At 44.2% G+C, this 19547-nt stretch carries 20 protein-coding genes and 1 tRNA gene; 8 read left to right on the plus strand and 13 right to left on the minus strand.

All coding sequences use genetic code 11. The features are described 5' to 3' along the window. Positions 1-49 precede the first annotated feature (49 nt). The 10 genes from FQV37_RS05830 to FQV37_RS05875 all read right to left on the minus strand — a co-directional run bounded on the left by FQV37_RS05830 (position 50) and on the right by FQV37_RS05875 (position 5863). Entirely contained in the window at positions 50-493 is a 444-nt protein-coding gene (locus FQV37_RS05830; protein ID WP_160021650.1) for a phage virion morphogenesis protein, read from the minus strand. A 2-nt stretch (positions 494-495) separates the two neighbouring features. Then, positions 496-927, minus strand: a complete 432-nt coding sequence (locus FQV37_RS05835) for a phage tail protein (protein ID WP_160021651.1) — start codon at positions 925-927, stop codon at positions 496-498. Then, on the minus strand, positions 924-1550 hold the full coding sequence (locus tag FQV37_RS05840; RefSeq protein WP_205962058.1) for an N-acetylmuramidase family protein: 627 nt from the start codon (positions 1548-1550) through the stop codon (positions 924-926). Before FQV37_RS05840 ends, FQV37_RS05835 begins: the two co-directional genes overlap by 4 nt. Further along, a complete protein-coding gene (locus FQV37_RS05845) occupies positions 1547-1858 on the minus strand; it encodes a hypothetical protein (protein WP_075106257.1) in 312 nt (103 codons plus the stop codon). The genes FQV37_RS05840 and FQV37_RS05845 overlap by 4 nt, the downstream gene beginning before the upstream one ends. Beyond that, a complete protein-coding gene (locus FQV37_RS05850; protein ID WP_075106256.1) occupies positions 1845-2252 on the minus strand; it encodes a hypothetical protein in 408 nt (135 codons plus the stop codon). Before FQV37_RS05850 ends, FQV37_RS05845 begins: the two co-directional genes overlap by 14 nt. After that, entirely contained in the window at positions 2243-2449 is a 207-nt protein-coding gene (locus FQV37_RS05855) for a tail protein X (protein ID WP_075106255.1), read from the minus strand. The genes FQV37_RS05850 and FQV37_RS05855 overlap by 10 nt, the downstream gene beginning before the upstream one ends. Next, positions 2449-2901, minus strand: a complete 453-nt coding sequence (locus FQV37_RS05860) for a head completion/stabilization protein (RefSeq protein ID WP_075106254.1) — start codon at positions 2899-2901, stop codon at positions 2449-2451. Before FQV37_RS05860 ends, FQV37_RS05855 begins: the two co-directional genes overlap by 1 nt. Before the next feature lie 238 nt (positions 2902-3139). After that, positions 3140-3895 carry a phage terminase small subunit gene (gene gpM, locus FQV37_RS05865; RefSeq protein WP_160021652.1) on the minus strand — a complete coding sequence of 252 codons (756 nt, stop codon included), beginning with the start codon at positions 3893-3895 and terminating at the stop codon, positions 3140-3142. Positions 3896-3952: 57 nt separating this feature from the next. Next, positions 3953-4972 carry a phage major capsid protein, P2 family gene (locus FQV37_RS05870; protein WP_160021653.1) on the minus strand — a complete coding sequence of 340 codons (1020 nt, stop codon included), beginning with the start codon at positions 4970-4972 and terminating at the stop codon, positions 3953-3955. Positions 4973-5026: 54 nt separating this feature from the next. Further along, positions 5027-5863, minus strand: coding sequence for a GPO family capsid scaffolding protein (locus FQV37_RS05875; protein WP_160021654.1), 837 nt, complete (start codon positions 5861-5863; stop codon positions 5027-5029). Positions 5864-6044: 181 nt separating this feature from the next. On the opposite strand from FQV37_RS05875, the gene FQV37_RS05880 reads away from it, so the two are divergent. After that, the gene (locus tag FQV37_RS05880) at positions 6045-7832 is read left to right on the plus strand and encodes a terminase large subunit domain-containing protein (protein ID WP_160021655.1); all 1788 of its coding nucleotides are present in this window, start codon (positions 6045-6047) and stop codon (positions 7830-7832) included. Then, the gene (locus FQV37_RS05885; protein ID WP_093071469.1) at positions 7829-8842 is read left to right on the plus strand and encodes a phage portal protein; all 1014 of its coding nucleotides are present in this window, start codon (positions 7829-7831) and stop codon (positions 8840-8842) included. The genes FQV37_RS05880 and FQV37_RS05885 overlap by 4 nt, the downstream gene beginning before the upstream one ends. A 407-nt stretch (positions 8843-9249) precedes the next feature. On the opposite strand, the gene FQV37_RS05890 is transcribed toward FQV37_RS05885, so the two are convergent. The 3 genes from FQV37_RS05890 to FQV37_RS05900 form a co-directional block, all read right to left on the minus strand. Further along, positions 9250-9334 (minus strand) — tRNA-Leu (locus FQV37_RS05890). A 206-nt stretch (positions 9335-9540) separates the two neighbouring features. After that, positions 9541-11322: a sigma 54-interacting transcriptional regulator gene (locus FQV37_RS05895; protein ID WP_160021656.1), complete on the minus strand. Its 1782-nt coding sequence runs from the start codon at positions 11320-11322 to the stop codon at positions 9541-9543. A gap of 98 nt (positions 11323-11420) precedes the next feature. Continuing rightward, on the minus strand, positions 11421-12785 hold the full coding sequence (locus FQV37_RS05900) for a two-component system sensor histidine kinase NtrB (RefSeq protein WP_160021657.1): 1365 nt from the start codon (positions 12783-12785) through the stop codon (positions 11421-11423). A 135-nt stretch (positions 12786-12920) separates the two neighbouring features. Here FQV37_RS05900 and rimO point away from each other — a divergent pair, with 135 nt between their 5' ends. The 6 genes from rimO (at position 12921) to ispC (ending at position 19495) form a co-directional block, all read left to right on the plus strand. Then, positions 12921-14516 (plus strand): 30S ribosomal protein S12 methylthiotransferase RimO, encoded by a 1596-nt coding sequence (gene rimO / locus FQV37_RS05905; protein WP_160021658.1) that lies wholly within the window; start codon positions 12921-12923, stop codon positions 14514-14516. A gap of 172 nt (positions 14517-14688) precedes the next feature. Further along, the gene (gene pyrH / locus FQV37_RS05910; protein ID WP_057759121.1) at positions 14689-15414 is read left to right on the plus strand and encodes a UMP kinase; all 726 of its coding nucleotides are present in this window, start codon (positions 14689-14691) and stop codon (positions 15412-15414) included. 112 nt (positions 15415-15526) lie between these two features. Next, positions 15527-16081 carry a ribosome recycling factor gene (gene frr / locus FQV37_RS05915; protein ID WP_057759123.1) on the plus strand — a complete coding sequence of 185 codons (555 nt, stop codon included), beginning with the start codon at positions 15527-15529 and terminating at the stop codon, positions 16079-16081. A 389-nt stretch (positions 16082-16470) separates the two neighbouring features. Then, positions 16471-17229, plus strand: coding sequence for a polyprenyl diphosphate synthase (gene uppS, locus FQV37_RS05920; protein ID WP_160021659.1), 759 nt, complete (start codon positions 16471-16473; stop codon positions 17227-17229). Between the two features lie 189 nt (positions 17230-17418). Beyond that, a complete protein-coding gene (locus FQV37_RS05925; RefSeq protein ID WP_160021660.1) occupies positions 17419-18228 on the plus strand; it encodes a phosphatidate cytidylyltransferase in 810 nt (269 codons plus the stop codon). 58 nt (positions 18229-18286) lie between these two features. Continuing rightward, positions 18287-19495 (plus strand): 1-deoxy-D-xylulose-5-phosphate reductoisomerase, encoded by a 1209-nt coding sequence (gene ispC, locus FQV37_RS05930; protein ID WP_160021661.1) that lies wholly within the window; start codon positions 18287-18289, stop codon positions 19493-19495. The last annotated feature ends 52 nt before the right edge of the window (positions 19496-19547 follow it).

A 19547-nucleotide genomic window follows, 5' to 3' on the forward strand; every position in this document is an offset into this window, starting at 1 on the left:
AACAAAAAAGCGTGGATTGAGTAAATACACGCAAAAAAGAGCAGGGCATCTAATCAGCGGTTAATGACTCGCGTAGTACTCGAATAATGATATGTCTGTCAGCACGAGAGATACCGATCAGCTCGCGTTTGGGGTAGGGGAACTTCTTAGAACTATCAGGACGGACAGTACTGCGTTGGCCCTCGTGATGGATGCGTGCGATCTTAGCGGCACTACCTTTAAAACCAATTTGGGCATAGCGACTGGTTGCGTTAAATTTAAGATGGCGTGCCTTGGTCAGCTCGCGAAACATGGGGTTGTTAGAAGCTTTCAGTGGATCTACAAAATCGCTACCATCAGGATCAGTTTGTGCGCGGATACGCTCTCGATTGACTGCTCGCATTTCCATAGCTAGAGTGCGATTGACTTTTTTTAACTGTTTATTATCTAGCTGACTCGCTATTGCGGTCGCCCATTCAGGTAATGCAGTGGCTAGCTCAGTTAAATCGCTCATGATTATAGGTTTGGATTATGTAAAGGTTTTGGCGGGTGTAGGATTGGACGTGGACAAGCATTAAACACGTAGTTACCAGTGTCATCAGTAGATACCTGGACAACTTCTTCTACTTTAATAGTAAAGACTACTGTGGTTGTGTGGTTGCTCAACACATAGGATTCAAATTCAATCGGTGATGGCCCATTTGGGGGGACTGGATCTTGATTCTCTTGATACCATGCCAAAATAGCGACAATGACTAAATTGGCGTCAATGCTCTCAGGGAACTCATCAACCTCGACTAGCAATTGATAGTGTTGACGGTGGCTCAATGATTGACCAGTCCATTTCAGTGAGCCCTTTTCCACGCTAATGATTAACCGGTCAGGGTTCTGGGCAAAGAACTCGACTTTATCAGTTAAAAATTGGCGTAGGCTGTCATCAAATATCATGCGGCAAGCTCTCTATCCCAGTATTTCTTGCGATCGCGCATTTTAGTATCGTACTGGTTCTTTTTATAACCAGGCCCATTGTATACTTCAGCGAATAGTGCCCAATCACCAGTGCGAATGGCATTTAATAAACGAGCATCAGTTTCTATAAATCTGACAAAAGCTTCTAACTGTTCAGGCTCACCTTTGGACAGCGTTAGCACAAAATCAACAGCTGACTTATAGCCCAGTCGTTCCCAGTGAAAGCCCATAATCTGAAACATGCCCCAACTTGCTGACTCTAAGCCTAGGTCTTTATCAATGCGACGCGCTTTCTTTAGACGGTCGTGCTCAGCAGTACCACCACTATAACCACCAGTACGAGTATTGACCACATCGGGGCTAGTACGAACATGATCAAGCGCTTTGTCACGGCCAAATTTTTTGTCTAGCAATCGATACATAATATGGCGCTCAAACAATATTTTAATACGCCATTTTTTGTCATCTTTATCGAATAAGAACCCAGCACCGTGTGACTCTACGTCACTAACAGAACGTATAGAAGACTCGTCACAACGTAAACGGCGAGCAGCGACTTTATAATCACAGTCAATCAGTGTCATCGGTTGGGTAGTGCTCATACAAGATTATCCTTTTTTGATTGATTAATAGCGCTAATGAACACGCCATAACGTGCCCAAAAGGCTCTTAATTTAAAATAAGTAGTAGCGGTTGCAGCAGCAGCAAGCATACGAAATATTGGTAGGGCCCACACACCGTCCCGACCAGTGGTCTCATCAAATGCCAAGCCGACACAGCTCAGCGCGAAAAATAAAATAGTGAGCGTAACCAGTGAGCCAAGCTCGCGATGATATTTAATGATTGTCATAGCACAAACGATGGCAATGACAATGATAGATAAAGTCGATAACGTCTCAAGAATGATCATGATTGTCCGCCTCGTTGGCTGGTTTATCTTTGAATAAAAAAGGGAAAAAATGACGCAAAGCAGACATTAGAAGGGGCCGTACATTGTCATTCACAAAGTCATAAAATGTGACAAACAATTCTCGTCCGACCATGCCATAAATGATTGCGTAGCCAGTGGCATAGTTACCACCTGTTAATAATTTTGCAGTAATTTCTGATAGCATCACTGCAAGCAATACACCCGCAGTCGCATTTTGAGATCGCATCCAAAATGGCTCGGCGCGGATCAACAAGAGACGGATGCAAGCGCCACCAGCAGCGGCCCATATAACAGGCAAAGTAATCAACAACCATTGCAGATGGTTACTCATAACATCATCGATCGTTAATACCTGAATTTGAGTTACGTCCATAATTGAATGACCTGCTTTTGTGTACGTTCGGGCGCGTCTGGCAATTGGATATCAACACCGGTAGGCAATACAAGATCGTAACCAACAAGATGCGGATTGAGATCCATAACTTGTTCAGTAACGCCGCCAGTGAAGCTGAAATAGCGTAAGCAGATCAAATCTACTGTGTCGCCTTGCAATGTCGATACAATACGCATCAGATAAGCTCAATGGTTGAATGCGGCTCATCTTTGATATCAGCAATTGCATTGCGTGCATTGCGATAGCACGTATCGATTTGCGGTGTGAGCTCTTGAGTACGGGCAGTAGCATCTTTGCCTGTGTCATAGTCACGATAGTGTTCAGTCAGTTGTGCCTTTGCTAAGTTATAGACGGCCTTTTTGAAGCTAAAACACTTGTCTGTATCATTAGTCAGGTCGTAATCTTCTAAAGTAAGAGAGCCGTGCTGGTGTAGCGCATTGGCCGTCCAAGCTTTTAACTCACGACAGACGCTATTTGCAGAATCAGTCAACGCATATTTCATTCGCGCTGGTGTTACTGTGCCGTCAAGCTTCATGGCGTCAGCGAAGTCTTTGACAGAGATATCAGGCATAAATGCAGGAGTAATTACTATGTTATCTACGACTGGATTGACAGCACTAAAACCCATAAAAACTCCATATAAATAAAATAGGGGAATACTAGGAATGATTTGTCTCATCATCCAGATGGTCGTCGCCTTGGTGCGCCTGAACTCAGACACGCATTTTTTGAGCTGTCACCTCACCAACTAGCTTTATCACCTTTTTTAGTATTCATTTGACAGTTGTAAAATAGGTTGAGGCGGTGGTCATATCTGTCATGTGCAGTATCAACTGAATGCAGTTATGAGCCGCCTCGGCTCGCGGCTACGAGTTGTTGTCGCCTACTAGTTCAGGCGAATCTGGTTGATTTGATTTTTCTAGCTTTTCAGGTTGTGGGGCAACAGGTTCTAATTGAGTCTCGGGCTGTGCATCTTTTAGCTGTTTTTCAAGGCGTTTGATAGAGCCTTTTACACCACTATTTTCGTCAAACTTTAGAGCGATTTGATATTGTTCAAGCGCAAATTCTGGCGTACTAGCTTCGGTCAACTCACCCACTTGGCGTGCCAATTTGGCATATACTTGGTCAGGCATATCAGCATGAGCGGTCATAGTCGATGCACGTAGCACTTGCGCGATTTGCTCATCGGTGATTTCATCGCTAGTCTTCAGCTTTTTAGCAGTCTCAGCAATCTCTTCAGCGACGACAGTAGCGAGCGTACGTTGATGCGCGTCTGGCATTTTTAGATCATGCTTCATCGCGTATTCAGCGATATCAAGCGCACGCCAAAACCGACCAATGTCGATATGCCATAGCATTAAGGTAGTCAAGAGATTGTCTTGATCGCCTTTACCGGCTGTTAAAGTTGCATTGATCCATTCGTCATAATGACCAACCAATTCGCGCTTCAGCTCAATTTTGGCTTGGATCGATTGCTTAGACTTTAATGCCTGCTTATCTTCACGCAATTTTAGTTGCAACATGCGATAGGCTTGATTGGGTCCCGCAGTGATATTGGTTACTTCTTTTTGTGATAGAGCCTTTTGGCGGTGTCGAGCCGCTGGGGTTGTTTTATCAGTCATGATTTCATCCTTCATTGAGTCTTTTGGCTACATTAGATTGCGAAACTGCTGTACTGGTTAGACCAGTACAACGTTTTCGATTAAGCAACCGGCTTTGTAGTCTTCAACAACATAAGCTTCGTTGTCTGACTCGTAGAATGCGACACGATCATACTCAGGCTCATCTTTATGATGGCGACGGCGGCTTTCATCTTGATAGTAGATAGACAAGTTGTCTAATGGAGTAATCAGGATGGCATCAGCTGGGAAGTTCGGAGGGGTAGACTCAATTTGCACGCCACCGACCTTATCGAGCATTAATAGGCTGTTTACTGCGATGACTTCGCTTGGCGTGTTGTTGTCGTTGACCATATTAAAGTCACGCGAATCATGCAGATCTCGACCTAAAATGACACGTAACGCACTGTCATCACGGACGATAGGATCAATCAATTGATTGCGGCAGTCCTTGACTAGAGCATCGAGGTTTTTGTAGTGTTCGGCATCCGCACCAACAGACACTTTACCTGTACCGACTTCTGATTCAGTCATGACTGATTCAGGTGCTTTGGTACGCCATTTCTCTAACCAGCCAATATTCACATCTTGCAATAGTGGGTTTGCTTCGATATCAGTATCGGCGGCGACTTCGGTGCCATTAAAGCCAATCGTAATGCGATCAAGACCTTGCTGCTTGACGACAGCATCACGGATTTTCTCTTGGAACTCAGGGACACGGGCCCAAGCGTCAAGCTTGCTATAGTTAATCGCTGTGTCAAAGTTAGTTTGTTCACAGACGTAAGTATAAATAAGACCAACTTCGCCAACGTTTTTAGGGTCGCGGCGTTTGCCACTTTTAGTATTGGTACGGCTTGCGATACCACCGCTGATACCTAGACCAAGTGCCTCACCTTTTTGATCAGTTACAGGGATGATATTAATCTTTTTCAAGAACTCGCTAGATTCTTGGATTCGCACTTCAACTTTTTGTTGGACTGATGGCACGACAGTATATTGATCAGTCGCATTGGGTACACCGTTCAGCTGTGCTTGATTTGCCAAATAGCCATTAAACTGTTGACGGGTAATAGTTTTCATATAGTGATGTCCTAATGTGTGTAGTAGTCAGTTAAGTATTGCTATTAGGTAGTATTAGCAGTCAGATTTGACGTAATCAGATGAGCCGGTTGCAGCTGGACGCTGGGTATAATTATCTTCAGGCGTATTATCAAGATTGTCTTGCACGCTCTTCAAAGACGTTTCAACTTCGTTTTGCTTTTCAGCAAAATCAGATACCGTCGTGTTTAAATGCCCAACAGAGGCGTTGATCGTGTCAATAGAACTTGCCATTGTTTGCATAACATCTTGGAAGCTTTTGATGGTTGCCGGCAGTTCAGCAAAAGCTTGTGCGGTGGCCAGCTCTTTATCTTTATCTGTTTTAGGTGTGACAGGTGCGGCAAACATCTCTTTGACAGTTGCAAAGACTGATTTTGGCTCATCTTTATATTCCCAAGCGCTTTCCGCTGTGGAAATGTAAGTGTCAGGGTTTTGTTTGCGAGCAGATAAAGGGCTTTCATCTGGATGCTGTTGGCAAAACTTCATATAGCTGGTGCCAAGCGAGGCAGGGCTATCGGTACAAGCTAAACCAACCATATAGGCTTCTTTGGTATCAGCAAATTCTGGATAGAACTCAATAGAGAAATAAACTTTTTGCTTCGACTTGGCGAGTGCGATTAGTTCAGGGGTTGGATCAACTTCTGCCAATAGATATAAATGATCATCAACTTCTTCAGTCGATAGCGATATCACATCGCCATAACAGCGAAAGTCAGAGTTTGGGAACATTGCACGGTAATGTTCTAAATTCACCCGTGCGCCGTATACTTCTGGGTTATAGCCAGCGGCCATTTGAGTAATGTGGTCACGAGTAATTTCACGGCCGTCTGTAGTTTGGCCAGCTCGTGCAACTCGAAAAGTCTTGGTAGTCATAGACGGTCCATGATGTAAATAATGAGAGTTTAGGGGTCGTAATTTCAAAGCTTTACTTTGACCTATTGCGACAGGCAAAAACAAAACAAAAAAGCGTGGATTGAGCGAATACACGCAAAACAAGCATGATATAGAGAGGCTGATAAACCAAAGTAGCGTCATACCCTTATGAGCTGCGTTAATGTCTGCCCTTATCACCCTACCGACTGGCGAAAACCCAAAAACTGTTGCCCGTGGTCTCTATTGGCAAGGTTGGAGTATCAGCGCGATTGCAGAAATGGTCAGTACGCCGCGCACGACCGTAGATGGATGGAAAAAATCAGACGGTTGGGATGAGGCAAAACCTCTAGATCGAGTGGAGTCCACGCTTGAAGCGCGTATGGTTCAGCTGATTAATAAGGACGATAAATCAGGTAAAGACTTCAAAGAGATTGATCTGCTTGGTCGTCAAGTAGAGAGAATGGCCAAGATCCATAAATATAAAGAGTCTGGCAAACAGTCGGATCTCAATCCCAATCTATCTAATCGTGGTCGCAAGCAGGGCCAAAAGAACCCTTCAAACGTCATTCAGATTGATGACATCGATAAATTCAAAGATTCATTCAGAGATTGCTTGTTTGATTATCAAAAGGTTTGGTACAGCGCAGGTCTCACTAATCGTATCCGTAACCTATTAAAATCACGCCAAATTGGTGCAACCTGGTACTTTGCGCGTGAAGCTTTTCTTGATGCCATTGAAACTGGCCGTAATCAAATATTTCTATCCGCATCCAAGGCTCAGGCGCGTGTATTTCGCGAATACATCATTGCATGGGCGATGGAAACTGCAGGGATAGAACTGACCGGTGATCCGATCACGCTAAACATAGAAGGGCCCGAAAAAGACTACAGCGCGACCTTATATTTCTTAGGCACCAATAGCCGCACTGCACAGTCGTATCACGGCAACGTATACATGGATGAATATTTCTGGATTCATAAGTTTATTGAATTTAGGAAAGTTGCATCAGGTATGGCGATGCACAAAAAATGGCGTCAGACATACATATCGACACCATCATCCAAGCAACATCAAGCATATAAATTTTGGACTGGCCAACTGTATAACCGTGGCCGTAAAGGTGACGATCGCATCGAAATAGATGTGACGCCGCATAATCTGAAGAATGGCAAAGTCTGCGGTGACAAGCAGTGGCGTCAAATCGTCAATGTGTATGACGCGATGAAAGGCGGTTGTGATCTATTTGATATTGATGACTTGCGGATGGAATACAGCGAGGACGAGTTTAATAACTTGCTGATGTGTGAGTTTATTGATGACACGTTATCCGCTTTCAGTGTCAGCGAACTACAGTCATGCATGGTCGATACGTTAGAGATATGGGATGACTGGAAGCCTTATACGCCAAGGCCACTTGGTAATCAGCCAGTATGGCTTGGCTATGATCCGTCATTGAGCCGTGATAGCGCTGGACTTGTGATATTAGCAGCACCAAGTACACCAAACGGCATGATACGCGGTATAGAGCGTTTGCAGTTTAAAAACCCAGATTTCGAAGCACAAGCAAACGTCATCAGAGAGATGACAGAAAAATATAACGTTGAATATATAGCGATTGATGTGACCGGCCTTGGCATTGGTGTTTATCAGTCAGTGATTAAGTTTTATCCGCAAGCTGTCAAGCTGCATTACAGCCCAGAGTTGAAGCAGCAATTTGTCCTAAAGACAAAGGACGTTATCAAAAAAGGCCGCTTAACTTTTGACCACGAATGGACGGATGTAGTAGGCGCGTTTACTTCGATACACAAAACAATCACTAGCAGCGAAAAAGCGGTCACTTATAAAGCCGATCGCAATGAAGATACTGGCCATGCGGATCTAGCATGGGCATTAATGCACGCACTACATAGAGAGCCTTTGGCAATTGCTCAAGGTGAAGACGAATCCGCACTGGAGATATTTGAATGAATGAAACAGAAAATCATGCAGTGGTAGAAATGCCGGGCATGGAGGCTTTTACCTTCGGCGATCCCATCCCAGTGATGGAACAATGGCAAACTTTGTACTGGGGCGAATGTCATAATCATCAACTATGGTATGCGCCGCCATATGATCCAGATGCTTTGTCTAAGACGATGAGAGCATCACCACATCATAGTAGTGCTATCTTTGTGAAGCGCAATATCTTGGCCAGTACTTTTATACCGCATCCGTTATTATCCCATCGTGATTTTAGCCGCTTAGTCTTGGACTATATGACGTTTGGCAATGCCTACATTGAACGCGTTACCTCACGCTCCAAAAAAACCATGAAGCTGAATGTTCCACTCGCTAAGTACATGCGCGTCGGTGTTGACGCTCAAAGCTACTACTTTGCAACGCACAGCTGGGCCGAACCGCATAAGTATAAAGCCGATAACATCTGTCATCTGATTGAACCAGATATCAATCAAGAAGTGTATGGTGCGCCTGAATATTTGTCCGCATTGAATGCAGCATGGCTTGATGAGTCAGCGACCTTATTCAGACGTAAGTATTATTTAAATGGCAGCCACGCTGGGTACATCTTATACATCAATGACCCAGCAACGAACAAAGAAGACATAGATGCAATCCGTAAAGCTTTGAAAGATAGCAAAGGCCCTGGTAACTTCCGCAATCTTTTTATGTATTCGCCAAACGGTAAAAAGGATGGAATCCAAATCTTACCGATCAGTGAAGTCAGTGCCAATGATGACTTCTTTAAAATCAAAGAAGCGAGTCGAATAGATATTGCAGCTGCTCATCGAGTACCACCTCAACTGATGGGAGCATCACCAACTAATGCGGCGGGCTTTGGTGATCTAATCAAAGCGGCCAGAGTTTTCGCAGTCAATGAGCTTATGCCTTTACAACAGACCATGCTACAGATTAATGATTGGCTAGGTGAAGAAGTCATCAGATTCAAAGACTACTCGCTACTCAAAGATGAAGATTAAATAACCAATTTTAAGATCAATATATCCGCTCTAAATCGAGCGGATTTTTTTGGCTTTCAAAAAACGCAATCGAAGCCCCGCCTCGCCCACGATAAAAAAACATGGTTTTCGACGACCATGACGATCATGGCGGTGGCTTTGCCGTAACTAGGGAAAGGGCAGATAACCAGCTGTTTGAAATGACGAGATATGACGGATATTTATACTCAATCCCACGCTAAAATATCTGGGATGTAGAAGTTAAGGCGCTGTACGTGAATAAAAACAAGGTTTGCGGGTGATAGGTCAGTTCTGTGCAATCCCACGATCTATCCCATCGTGGGATTAGACTCAAATTGCAGACATAAAAAAACCTGCTCGAAAGCAGGTCTAGTATAGGTTTGAGAACTTTTATCACTATCCGAAAATGGTGGGGCTGGAGAGACTCGAACTCTCACACCTTGCGGCGCCAGAACCTAAATCTGGTGCGTCTACCAATTCCGCCACAGCCCCATTTTCGTTACTCTATCATCAAAAGCGATTAAACTCAAACGCTATCTAGACAGTTAACTGATTCGGTAGTGCGTCTCAGTGGTTGGCTATTATATAGAGTTTTAATTGTTTGGCAACCCCTATTTGCAATTATTTTTAATTATTTATCATTTATTTTTGATATTAATTTTAAGTAGTTGATATTAATAATAATTTATTATCGTTTTTTATTCTTTAGTTGGTACTCTCGGGGCAGAAATATCCAATTGTTGTAATTTGCGTGTCAGAGTATTGCGTCCCCAACCAAGTAAGCTCGCTGCCTCTATCTTTTTGCCGCCACTATGATTGAGTGCTGCTGTTAATAAAACACGCTCAAACTCAGGGGTTGCTGTTTGCAGAATATCAGTTTCACCCGTGCTTAACGACTGCTCAGCCCAATCAGCCAATGCTTGTTGCCAACTCTGGTTTTTAGGCAAAGGGCTACTTCGCTCATTTTGATGACTGTTTAACGCACTACTATTTAATACATTGCCACTTTGTACCAAGTTCTCTTGAGCGTCTTCCTGTGATGCGCTATGCTCTTCATAAAGCACCGTATTAGGTGAGATGTTTTCAAGTAGCTCTGGTGGCAGATCTGTCGCCATCACAGTATCACCAGTAGCCATAACCGTGAGCCACAAACAGACGTTTTCTAATTGACGCACGTTACCACGCCAGTCAAACGTCTGCATAATTTGCAATGCGGCAGGATGTAGATGCTTTGGAGAGGTGTTCATTTGCTCTGCAGCAGACTGCATAAAGTAGAGGGCTAATGCAGGAATATCTTCAGGGCGTGTACGTAGTGGTGGTAGGGGTAAACGAATGACATTGAGGCGATAAAATAAGTCTTCGCGGAATCGGCTTTGTTTTACCAGCTCTTCTAAGTTTTGGTGGGTGGCTGCGATGATACGCACGTCGACCTTGATTGGCTGCTGACCACCAACACGATAAAACTCACCATTGGCCAGTACTCGTAACAGCCGTGTCTGAGTGCTAAAAGGCATGTCACCGATTTCATCTAAGAATAAAGTACCACCGTCTGCCTGCTCAAAACGGCCTTGACGCATCGTTGTTGCACCAGTGAACGCGCCTTTTTCGTGACCGAATAGCTCAGACTCGATCAAGTCATGCGGTATGGCTGCCATATTAAGTGCAATAAATGGTTGCTGTTTACGCGGGGAGTGCTGATGTAGAGCACTGGCCACCAACTCCTTACCTGTTCCAGACTCACCAGTGATTAAGACGGAAATGGGGGATTGAGCCAGTCTGCCAATAGCACGAAACACCGTTTGCATGGCTGGTGACTGTCCAATAATGCCGCTAGGGTTCCCGTTATCTTTGGTTACGCTGGCACCTTTGTTCTTATTGTCTTTGGTTGTCTTACTAGCAGGTGTTGCTTTAGGTTTTATCAAGTTTTCAGTGGAAATATCAGATGTTGTATTGGTATTGGATTCATCTGAAAGGGGGACAGAAGTTGTTTCTAAATTGGGCTGATAATTGATGGCTTTATAAATCGTTGCAACCGCGTCATCTAAATCAAAAGGCTTGGGTAGGTATTCAAAAGCACCAGTCTGATAGCTATTGATAGCAGAGGTCAGGTCTGAGTGTGCCGTCATAATTACGATTGGCATTTTAGGAAAGTGCTGATGGACCCAGTCGCTAAAAGACAATCCATCCATCATTGGCATACGAATATCGGTCAGTATGACGTCTGGTAATTGCTCGGCTGACTCTTGCTGTTTTAACACATCATTAAGGCGAGTCCATGCTGCTTGTGCTTGAGTAAAACTGATAACGGTCAATCCAGCATCTTCAAACGTGTCTGCCAACACCATACGTAGAGCTGCATCGTCATCGATTAACCACAATGTGGCAGGGTGGTCGCTGGGTGCATTATTCACAGTTACTATTTGTGATTGTGGTGATTGATCATCGCTTTTAGGTTGGAGGTCGTCGCTATATTCAGTCATGTATTGGGCCTAATCAGCAATTATTGATGGTAAGTTAGGGATTGGGAGTTAGCGTTATGAAACTTAGCAGCCTTTAATTCATAAATTCATAATTTTTTTTATGTCTCAGTGATGGGTTGAGTAAATGGTAGATATAGCGTAAATCGGGTTTGCCTATCTTCTTGTTCTTTTGTCGAGCTCACATCAATCATACCATGATGATGACTGATAATATCTTGGACGATGGATAATCCAAGACCTGTACCAGCTGCACGGCTAGTGACCATTGGGAAAAATATCTGACCAATCAGGGCTGGATCAATACCTGAGCCATTATCAGTAATAGTAACTTGCATCACTTGCTTGTGCTGCTGTCCGACGATTGTATGCTGAAAAGCAACCCGCGTTTGAATATTCAATGTCGGTTGATAATTAGAATTGCGCTCAGTTTGCATGGTAACTTGTTGTAATTCTTGAGACTCTGAGATTTTATTCTGCTGTAGTGTTTGTTCGAACTCAGTCATCGACTCACAAGCATTATTAATAAGGTTTAAAAACACTTGAATCAGCTGATCTTTGTCAGCGCACAACTCTGGCAATGATAAATCATAATCACGCTGTAACACTACCTGTGGATACTGATTGGTCACTAAGGTTAAAACATGCTCTAGAGGCTCATGGATATTGAGCGTTTGCCAGTTTGGTAGTTGATTGGAACCCAGAAGCTGGCCGATAAGATGGGTTAATCGATCAGTCTCTGAAATAATAATGTCCGTATAGTTACGCAGCTTTTGATTCATTTTTTGCAAATCATGCTGAGTGTCAGCGTTGGTAGTTGTCAAAACATTATCAGCGCTAGAGGTGCTAGTAGTAGATGCGTCGCTGAATTTAATAAACTGCCGTTGCAACAGCTGGGCTGCCCCGCGAATACCAGCAAGAGGGTTTTTTATTTCGTGTGCCACCGAGCGTAGCATATGACGGGCAACTGTATATTGCTGCTGTTGACGCTGCTCCTCAGAAATACGACTTTGACGATCTTTACCCCACATCTCGATAATAAAATAAGGCTGCTGTTCATAGATGACTGGCGTGACGCTATAGTCGACTGACAATGATAAATTACCATTTAGTGGTGTTTTTATGATGTGGTCATGATCGATAAAAGGCTGCTGATAGTTCTGTGCTTGCACAAAGCGCTCGGTCAACGAGTAAGCTGGCTCGCTCGAAGGCTCGTTTTCATTTGTATCATTACTATCATTATCTATAGATAAAGTATCTTTAGTCTTTAACTCATCAGGTGCTAGCAGGGTTAAGATGGATTGATTGATTAGTCTGCCACTACTAATGGCAAGTAGCTGCTCGGCTTGAGCATTCAACCGTGTGATTGATAGCTCATCGTTGACCCATAAAATAGCGGTGAATAAATGCTGAGATATAAATGCGAGGTCAGGGGTTGTTTTGGCGGTTATAAAATCAGCGTTCATCGGTAGGGCCCAAAAAAGTCAGATGCTTGAGATAATATTTAACCACAAATCAAGACTATAGAGCGGCAAAACTGGTGATTTTTGCAAAAAAAACGTACAATGCGCTCAGCCAATTTATCTCTAGCAAGGTCAGCCATGTCCAAAACTTCTACCGAGTCAGTGAATACGACAGCAACAGCTCCTCTATCTGCCGTAAAAGACACTGCCACTATCTTCAATCCTGCCGCGCCTACCATAGTACAAGCGCAGAGTCAGGCAGATGTCAGTCAAACAGATACTAAACAACCTTACCATCATAAAGCCAACCACAATCAGAACCGTAGTGTCGGCCAAAGCAGCGATGCTACTTCAGCCTCGACTGCAAATGCGACTGCTACGATGCCAGTTAGTGCAGCGCCAAAGATTGGTTTTGTGTCACTAGGTTGTCCAAAAGCATTGGTAGATAGTGAGCGTATTATCACTGAGCTAAGCCGTGATGGCTATCAAGTAGCCAGTGATTATGACGGTGCCGACTTGGTCGTGGTAAACACTTGCGGCTTTATTGAATCAGCGGTACAAGAGTCACTTGATGCGATCGGCGAGGCCATTAGCAAAAACGGTAAAGTGATTGTCACTGGTTGCTTAGGTAAAGAGGCGGACAAAATCCGTGAGATGCATCCAGCTGTACTAGCAGTGACGGGCGCACATGCCTATGATGAAGTGATTACGGCAGTAGCGCAGCATGTGCCTAAGCCAAATCGCAGTCAGGACGCCAACTATGATCCAAAAATAGATTTGATTAATGAAGCGGGTATCAAACTGACCCCAAGCCATTATGCCTATCTAAAAATATCAGAAGGCTGTAATCACCGTTGTACGTTCTGCATTATTCCAAGCTTGCGCGGTGATTTGGTATCGCGCCCGATTGATAATGTGATGAATGAAGCGCTAGCGCTCAAAAAAGCTGGCGTGAAAGAATTACTTATCATCTCGCAAGATACCTCGGCATATGGTCTTGACCTAAAGTATAAAACTAGCTTTTGGAATGGTATGCCGCTCAAGTCTAAGTTTTATGACTTATGCCAAGCATTGAACGATTTGGGCATTTGGGTTCGCTTGCATTATGTCTATCCGTATCCACACGTAGACAAAGTCGTTGAGCTAATGGGTGAGAAGAAACTGCTTCCTTATCTAGACATTCCGTTCCAGCATGCCAGCCATCGCATCCTAAAAGCGATGAAACGTCCTGCGCATAGCGAAAACACCTTGACCCGTATCAAAGCGTGGCGTGATATCTGTCCTGATATCGTGATTCGTTCGACCTTTGTGGTTGGCTTCCCTGGCGAGACAGAAGAAGATTTTCAGTGCTTGCTTGATTGGCTAGTTGAAGCACGTCTCGATCGCGTGGGCGCATTTACTTATTCAGAAGTAGAAGGCGCAGTGGCCAACGACTTGCCTGATCATGTGCCTGAAGACGTCAAGCAGTCTCGCTATGAGCGACTAATGGCGCTACAGCAAGATATTTCAGCGCAAAAGCTACAAGAAAAAGTCGGCAAGACTTTAACGGTATTGGTTGATGAAATTGATAGCGATGAAAATATTGCTATTTGCCGTAGCTATGCTGATGCACCTGAAATTGATGGTCATGTCTATGTTGATGACATCAACGCTCAAGTCAAAGTAGGGCAGTTCTTAACAGTGACTATCGATGACGCTAGCGAATACGATCTGTTCGCCAGTTATCAAGGCTAGATATCCAATAAGATATGCGAGTGAAAATTGCCCAATGGCGGGCAGTTTTTGCTACAATTAGCGCAATTTAGCCTTTTTAATACGCTTAGCTGTAAGTGTAGCGTTGTGGGCAAACTCGATTTGTATTTTACCGATAATTTTCTTTATAATTTCATGATAACAAGGTGACCTCATGTCTGACAAAAACCCGCGTTACGCTCGTATCTTGCTGAAACTCTCCGGTGAAGCCTTAGCTGGTAGTAAAGACATGGGTATTGATACCGAAGTGCTTGATAAAATGAGCTTGTCTATCGCTCACTTGCGTGGACTTGGTGTCCAAGTTGGTATCGTGGTCGGTGGTGGTAACTTATATCGCGGTGCGCAGTTACAAAAAGAAGGCCTGGTTGGTCGTGTTACTGGTGATCAGATGGGCATGCTAGCGACCGTTATGAACGGACTGGCGATGCGTGATGCGCTTGAGCGTCGCAACATCAAAACGCGCTTGATGTCAGCGTTACCGATTGGTGAAGTCACCGAAAGCTATAGCAGTCGTAATGCGATTCGTTATCTTAAAAACGGCGAAGTTTGTATCTTTGTGGCAGGTACGGGTAACCCATTCTTTACCACTGACACTGCTGCATGTTTGCGCGGTATCGAAATCGAAGCTGGTTTGATTTTAAAAGCGACTAAGGTCGATGGCGTTTATGACAAAGACCCAAGCCTACATGATGATGCAGTCAAATATGACGGTTTGACTTTTGATGAGGTACTAGAGCAAAAGCTAGGCGTCATGGATTTAACGGCTATCGCATTGTGCCGTGAGCATAACGTACCGCTACAAGTGTTTGATATGACAAAGCCTAATGCATTATTGAATGTCATTATGGGTGAAAATGAAGGCACACGAGTTTTTCATTAATTAATGCGATACTGGCAACTAACGCCAGTAAATAGCTAACGATTAGCAACACATAATTAATATCCCAATAGCAAATAAAAAATTTGTCGGTAACGATAAATAAGGATACACAATGATTAAAGAGATTAAGCAAGACGGCGAAGCACGCATGCAAAAAACGTTGGAAGCGCTTGAAAGCACTTTCAGTAAAGTTCGTACTGGCCGTGCGCATCCAGGTATGTTGTCAGGTGTGATGGTCAGCTACTACGGTTCTGATACACCATTGAACCAAGTAGCAAGCGTGAACGTTGAAGATTCACGTACCTTACTGGTTCAACCATTTGACCGTACGATGGTGCAAGCAGTAGACAAGGCTATTCGTGAAGCAGATTTGGGTCTAAACCCAATGTCTGCTGATGTGATTCGTGTGCCAATGCCAGCATTGACAGAAGATACCCGTCGCGATATGCAAAAGCTTGCACGTGGTGAAGCTGAGAGCAGCCGTGTTTCTATTCGTAATATTCGCCGTGACATGATGAATGACATCAAGGACTTGGCAAAAGAAAAAGAAATCTCAGAAGATGATGAGCGCCGCGCTAGTGATGATATTCAAAAAATCACTGACAAGTATATCGAAACAATCGATGCTCGCTTGAGTAAGAAAGAAAGCGATTTGATGGAAGTTTAATACTGATATACTTGCTATTTGTAGCAAGAATCAGTTCGGTGGATTATCTGTAATTGAGCAGCCAATACTTTGTAGCTATTGGCTGTTTATTATTGTGTAGACTGATATAGTCAATCCTTTATAAAAGAGCTACAGTGTTAACCTCGCTTAAAGTATCACAGTTACATCTGCACTCGGTTGTCCTGTCTCTCTTTTAAACTGAATCAACTGTATGAAGCCATATCTAAAGCAAGCCAAAGGTGTGGTTGATTGAACTGGATCCATCGCATTCTGAGCACTAAAAACTAACAACGCAATTGTGATAAGTTAGTGAATTATATAAATGGCGCTTTTTAATCGCTGTTGCACACGTTATTATTATTTTACCTCAACAATAAGCAAGTTCGCCTATGTCCACTTCAGCCGTTTTGGTGCCCGCTATTCTTCCTCGTCATATCGCCATCATTATGGATGGTAATAATCGCTATGGTAAGGCCAATGATTTGGGCCACGGTCAAGGACATGTGGCTGGCAAAGATGCACTCGATCCTATCGTTGAGTATTGTGTCAATACAGGCATTGAAGTGCTGACTGTATTTGCGTTTTCTAGCGAAAATTGGCAGAGACCGCCTAGTGAAGTGGCACTGTTGATGCAGCTGCTCACATCGACGATCCATGAGCAAATGCCGCGCATGAATGAGTATCGTATTCGCTTGCGTTTCATTGGTGATCGCAGCCAGCTTAGTGAGTCATTGCAAACGCTAATGGCTGACGCAGAAGAAAAAACGGCGAAGTTTGATGCGATGACGCTAGTGATTGCGATTAGTTACGGTGGGCAGTGGGATATTGCAAATGCAGCACAACAGCTGGCTCAGCAAGTGCAAGCTGGCGAATTAAAAGCTGAAGATGTCAGCGAAGAGTTGTTAGGTAACTACGTACAATTAGCCGATACCCCAGCAGTAGATATGCTGGTGCGTACGGGCGGCGAGTATCGTATTTCTAATTTCTTATTGTGGCAATCTGCTTATGCTGAGCTGTTTTTCACTCCTACATTATGGCCAAATTTTGCAGCAGAAGAGCTAGCTTCGATGATCGCAGAGTTTGCTAAACGTCAACGTCGCTTTGGCAAAACCAGCGAGCAGGTAGTGATAGAGCAGCAAGGTCACTGAGCAGTGAGCTGATAGATAAGTTTAGTCGGCTCAGTTCAGTTAGTATTGTATAACTGGTCAATAGGGTTGGTTTATGCAATGATAAACGGCTTGAATGAGCATTGAATGCTATCACTAGGCCATCGTTAGTTAGCTGCTATAATGCATTTTTTGACCATCTGTTCTTCATTATTATAAGGCTCGATAAGTATGTGGCAACGAATTAAGACGGCAATTGTTCTCGTTATTATCGTTGGTATTGCAATGTTTGCGAGCCAAACGCCTATTTTATTTGCACCACTGTTGGCCATTGGGGTCATTATCGCCGCTCATGAGTGGGCTAAATTGATGCCTAAATGGCGCCAGCCTGTGGTATTCGTTCTATTGATTTTAGCGCTTACTATATTCTCACTGATGTTCAAGGTAACTTGGTTGTTTTGGTGGGTGGCGTCACTCATTATATGGCTGATGGCGCTGTCTTGGGTTCGAGTCTTCCCAACACAGACGAGATGGTACGGCAACCAATTAGCAATGATGGGCGCGGTTATTTTGACGGCATCTATTACGGCGATGTTCTATCTCTGGCAGTTATCTGCGTGGTGGCTGCTGTATGTGTTCTTATTAGTATGGTGTGCAGATAGTGGCGCATATTTCGTTGGACGCAAACTTGGTCGCCGAAAAATGGCACCCAATGTCTCACCCAATAAGAGCATGGAAGGGTTGGCTGGTGGCCTCGTCACAGGGCTGTTAGTTGTGGTAGCCATTAGCGTCTTTAAATTACAGCTGACCGGTGTACCGTTAATCGCATTTGTAGCGTTATCGGCCATCACTATTCTTGCCTCTGTACTTGGGGACTTGTTCGAGTCGATGCTCAAGCGCCGTGCGGATGTAAAAGATTCAGGCACTATCTTGCCAGGTCACGGTGGTATCCTTGATCGTATCGATTCGCTGCTGTCTGCTACACCGATATTTGCCCTTGGCTTTTGGGCGATACAGCAGTTTGGTTTGATAGTGGTGTAAGGTTTATAGTTAATAGACGATATTCTATTTTTATTATTTTTAAGTATCATGGGCATTGATGGTTATGACGCAACGCATCGCCGTACTAGGCGCGACAGGCTCGATTGGCGATAGCACCTTAGCAATATTGGCGGCGCAACCGCACACTTACGAAGTCTATGCTTTGTCAGGCTATCATCGCTTAGATAAGCTATTTGCACTCTGTCAGCAGTTTTTGCCGAAACGCGTCAGTGTGCCGACGTCAGCCGTAGATGATTTTGCTCACAGGCTTAAAGCCGCGGGGATTGATAGTGAGGTCGTAGGGGGTGAGGCAGGATTGGTAGATATTGCCACTGACTCACAGACTGATACGGTTGTAGCGGCGATTGTAGGGGCGGCAGGGTTGCCGTCTACATTAGCAGCAGCCCGTGCAGGTAAGCGTATCTTATTGGCCAACAAAGAAGCCTTAGTCATGGCAGGTAAGGTCATGATTGATGCGGTCAAGAAGCATAAAGCCACTTTGCTACCGCTGGACTCTGAACACAATGCCATTTTTCAATGCTTGCCACTTGCTATTCAACAAGACAATACGCAAATCCATCAGTCAAATCATGGTGTTCGTAAACTATGGTTGACAGCCTCTGGCGGGCCATTTTTGCAGCAGTCGTTTGAGCAAATGCAGCAGGCAAGCGTCGCAGAAGCGGTCAAACACCCGAATTGGTCAATGGGTCAAAAGATATCTGTCGATTCGGCGACGATGATGAATAAGGGGCTTGAGCTGATAGAAGCCTGTCACTTATTTGATTTGCCTGAAGATAAGATAAATGTGGTCATTCATCCACAAAGTATCATTCACTCAATGGTAGAATATAGCGATGGCAGCTTTTTGGCGCAGCTGGGTAGTCCAGACATGAAAACGCCCATTGCGCACGCGCTTAGCTACCCTGATCGGATTGATAGTGGCTCGCAGCCGTTAGACTTATTTGCACTTAGTGGTTTAGAGTTTATTGAGCCTGACTTGCAAAAATTTGCCTGTTTGCGTTTGGCTCGCCAAGCTATGCAAGCCGGAACACAAGCCACAATTGTGCTTAATGCGGCAAACGAAATTGCAGTAGCGGCGTTCCTCGATGGGAAAATTCGTTTGACTGATATTGCTAATATTAACGAACAGGCCTTAAATGGCATACAGCTGCCCCCATTAAACGAAACTGCTGACATAGAAGACATATTGGCAATCGATAAGATTGCACGCCATCTGACTGATAAGTTGGTAGCAAAGCTGACATAATCGTAGCAAGCGTCTCTTAGCTGATACATGATATTGATAAACGATATTAGCG

The organism is Psychrobacter nivimaris (assembly GCF_009812035.1).
Lineage (GTDB): Bacteria > Pseudomonadota > Gammaproteobacteria > Pseudomonadales > Moraxellaceae > Psychrobacter > Psychrobacter nivimaris.

What these genes read in the sequence shown, in the direction of transcription:
- rimO (WP_160021658.1), top strand. Translation starts at nt 12,921, where the DNA reads ATGTCCAAAACTTCTACCGAGTCAGTGAATACGACAGCAACAGCTCCT.
- gpM (WP_160021652.1), bottom strand. Translation starts at nt 3,895, where the DNA reads ATGACTGATAAAACAACCCCAGCGGCTCGACACCGCCAAAAGGCTCTA.
- FQV37_RS05870 (WP_160021653.1), bottom strand. Translation starts at nt 4,972, where the DNA reads ATGAAAACTATTACCCGTCAACAGTTTAATGGCTATTTGGCAAATCAA.
- FQV37_RS05895 (WP_160021656.1), bottom strand. Translation starts at nt 11,322, where the DNA reads ATGACTGAATATAGCGACGACCTCCAACCTAAAAGCGATGATCAATCA.
- FQV37_RS05860 (WP_075106254.1), bottom strand. Translation starts at nt 2,901, where the DNA reads ATGGGTTTTAGTGCTGTCAATCCAGTCGTAGATAACATAGTAATTACT.
- uppS (WP_160021659.1), top strand. Translation starts at nt 16,471, where the DNA reads ATGTCCACTTCAGCCGTTTTGGTGCCCGCTATTCTTCCTCGTCATATC.
- FQV37_RS05880 (WP_160021655.1), top strand. Translation starts at nt 6,045, where the DNA reads ATGTCTGCCCTTATCACCCTACCGACTGGCGAAAACCCAAAAACTGTT.
- ispC (WP_160021661.1), top strand. Translation starts at nt 18,287, where the DNA reads ATGGTTATGACGCAACGCATCGCCGTACTAGGCGCGACAGGCTCGATT.
- FQV37_RS05830 (WP_160021650.1), bottom strand. Translation starts at nt 493, where the DNA reads ATGAGCGATTTAACTGAGCTAGCCACTGCATTACCTGAATGGGCGACC.
- frr (WP_057759123.1), top strand. Translation starts at nt 15,527, where the DNA reads ATGATTAAAGAGATTAAGCAAGACGGCGAAGCACGCATGCAAAAAACG.
- FQV37_RS05840 (WP_205962058.1), bottom strand. Translation starts at nt 1,550, where the DNA reads ATGAGCACTACCCAACCGATGACACTGATTGACTGTGATTATAAAGTC.
- FQV37_RS05900 (WP_160021657.1), bottom strand. Translation starts at nt 12,785, where the DNA reads ATGAACGCTGATTTTATAACCGCCAAAACAACCCCTGACCTCGCATTT.
- pyrH (WP_057759121.1), top strand. Translation starts at nt 14,689, where the DNA reads ATGTCTGACAAAAACCCGCGTTACGCTCGTATCTTGCTGAAACTCTCC.
- FQV37_RS05835 (WP_160021651.1), bottom strand. Translation starts at nt 927, where the DNA reads ATGATATTTGATGACAGCCTACGCCAATTTTTAACTGATAAAGTCGAG.
- FQV37_RS05885 (WP_093071469.1), top strand. Translation starts at nt 7,829, where the DNA reads ATGAATGAAACAGAAAATCATGCAGTGGTAGAAATGCCGGGCATGGAG.
- FQV37_RS05845 (WP_075106257.1), bottom strand. Translation starts at nt 1,858, where the DNA reads ATGATCATTCTTGAGACGTTATCGACTTTATCTATCATTGTCATTGCC.
- FQV37_RS05855 (WP_075106255.1), bottom strand. Translation starts at nt 2,449, where the DNA reads ATGCGTATTGTATCGACATTGCAAGGCGACACAGTAGATTTGATCTGC.
- FQV37_RS05925 (WP_160021660.1), top strand. Translation starts at nt 17,419, where the DNA reads ATGTGGCAACGAATTAAGACGGCAATTGTTCTCGTTATTATCGTTGGT.
- FQV37_RS05875 (WP_160021654.1), bottom strand. Translation starts at nt 5,863, where the DNA reads ATGACTACCAAGACTTTTCGAGTTGCACGAGCTGGCCAAACTACAGAC.
- FQV37_RS05850 (WP_075106256.1), bottom strand. Translation starts at nt 2,252, where the DNA reads ATGGACGTAACTCAAATTCAGGTATTAACGATCGATGATGTTATGAGT.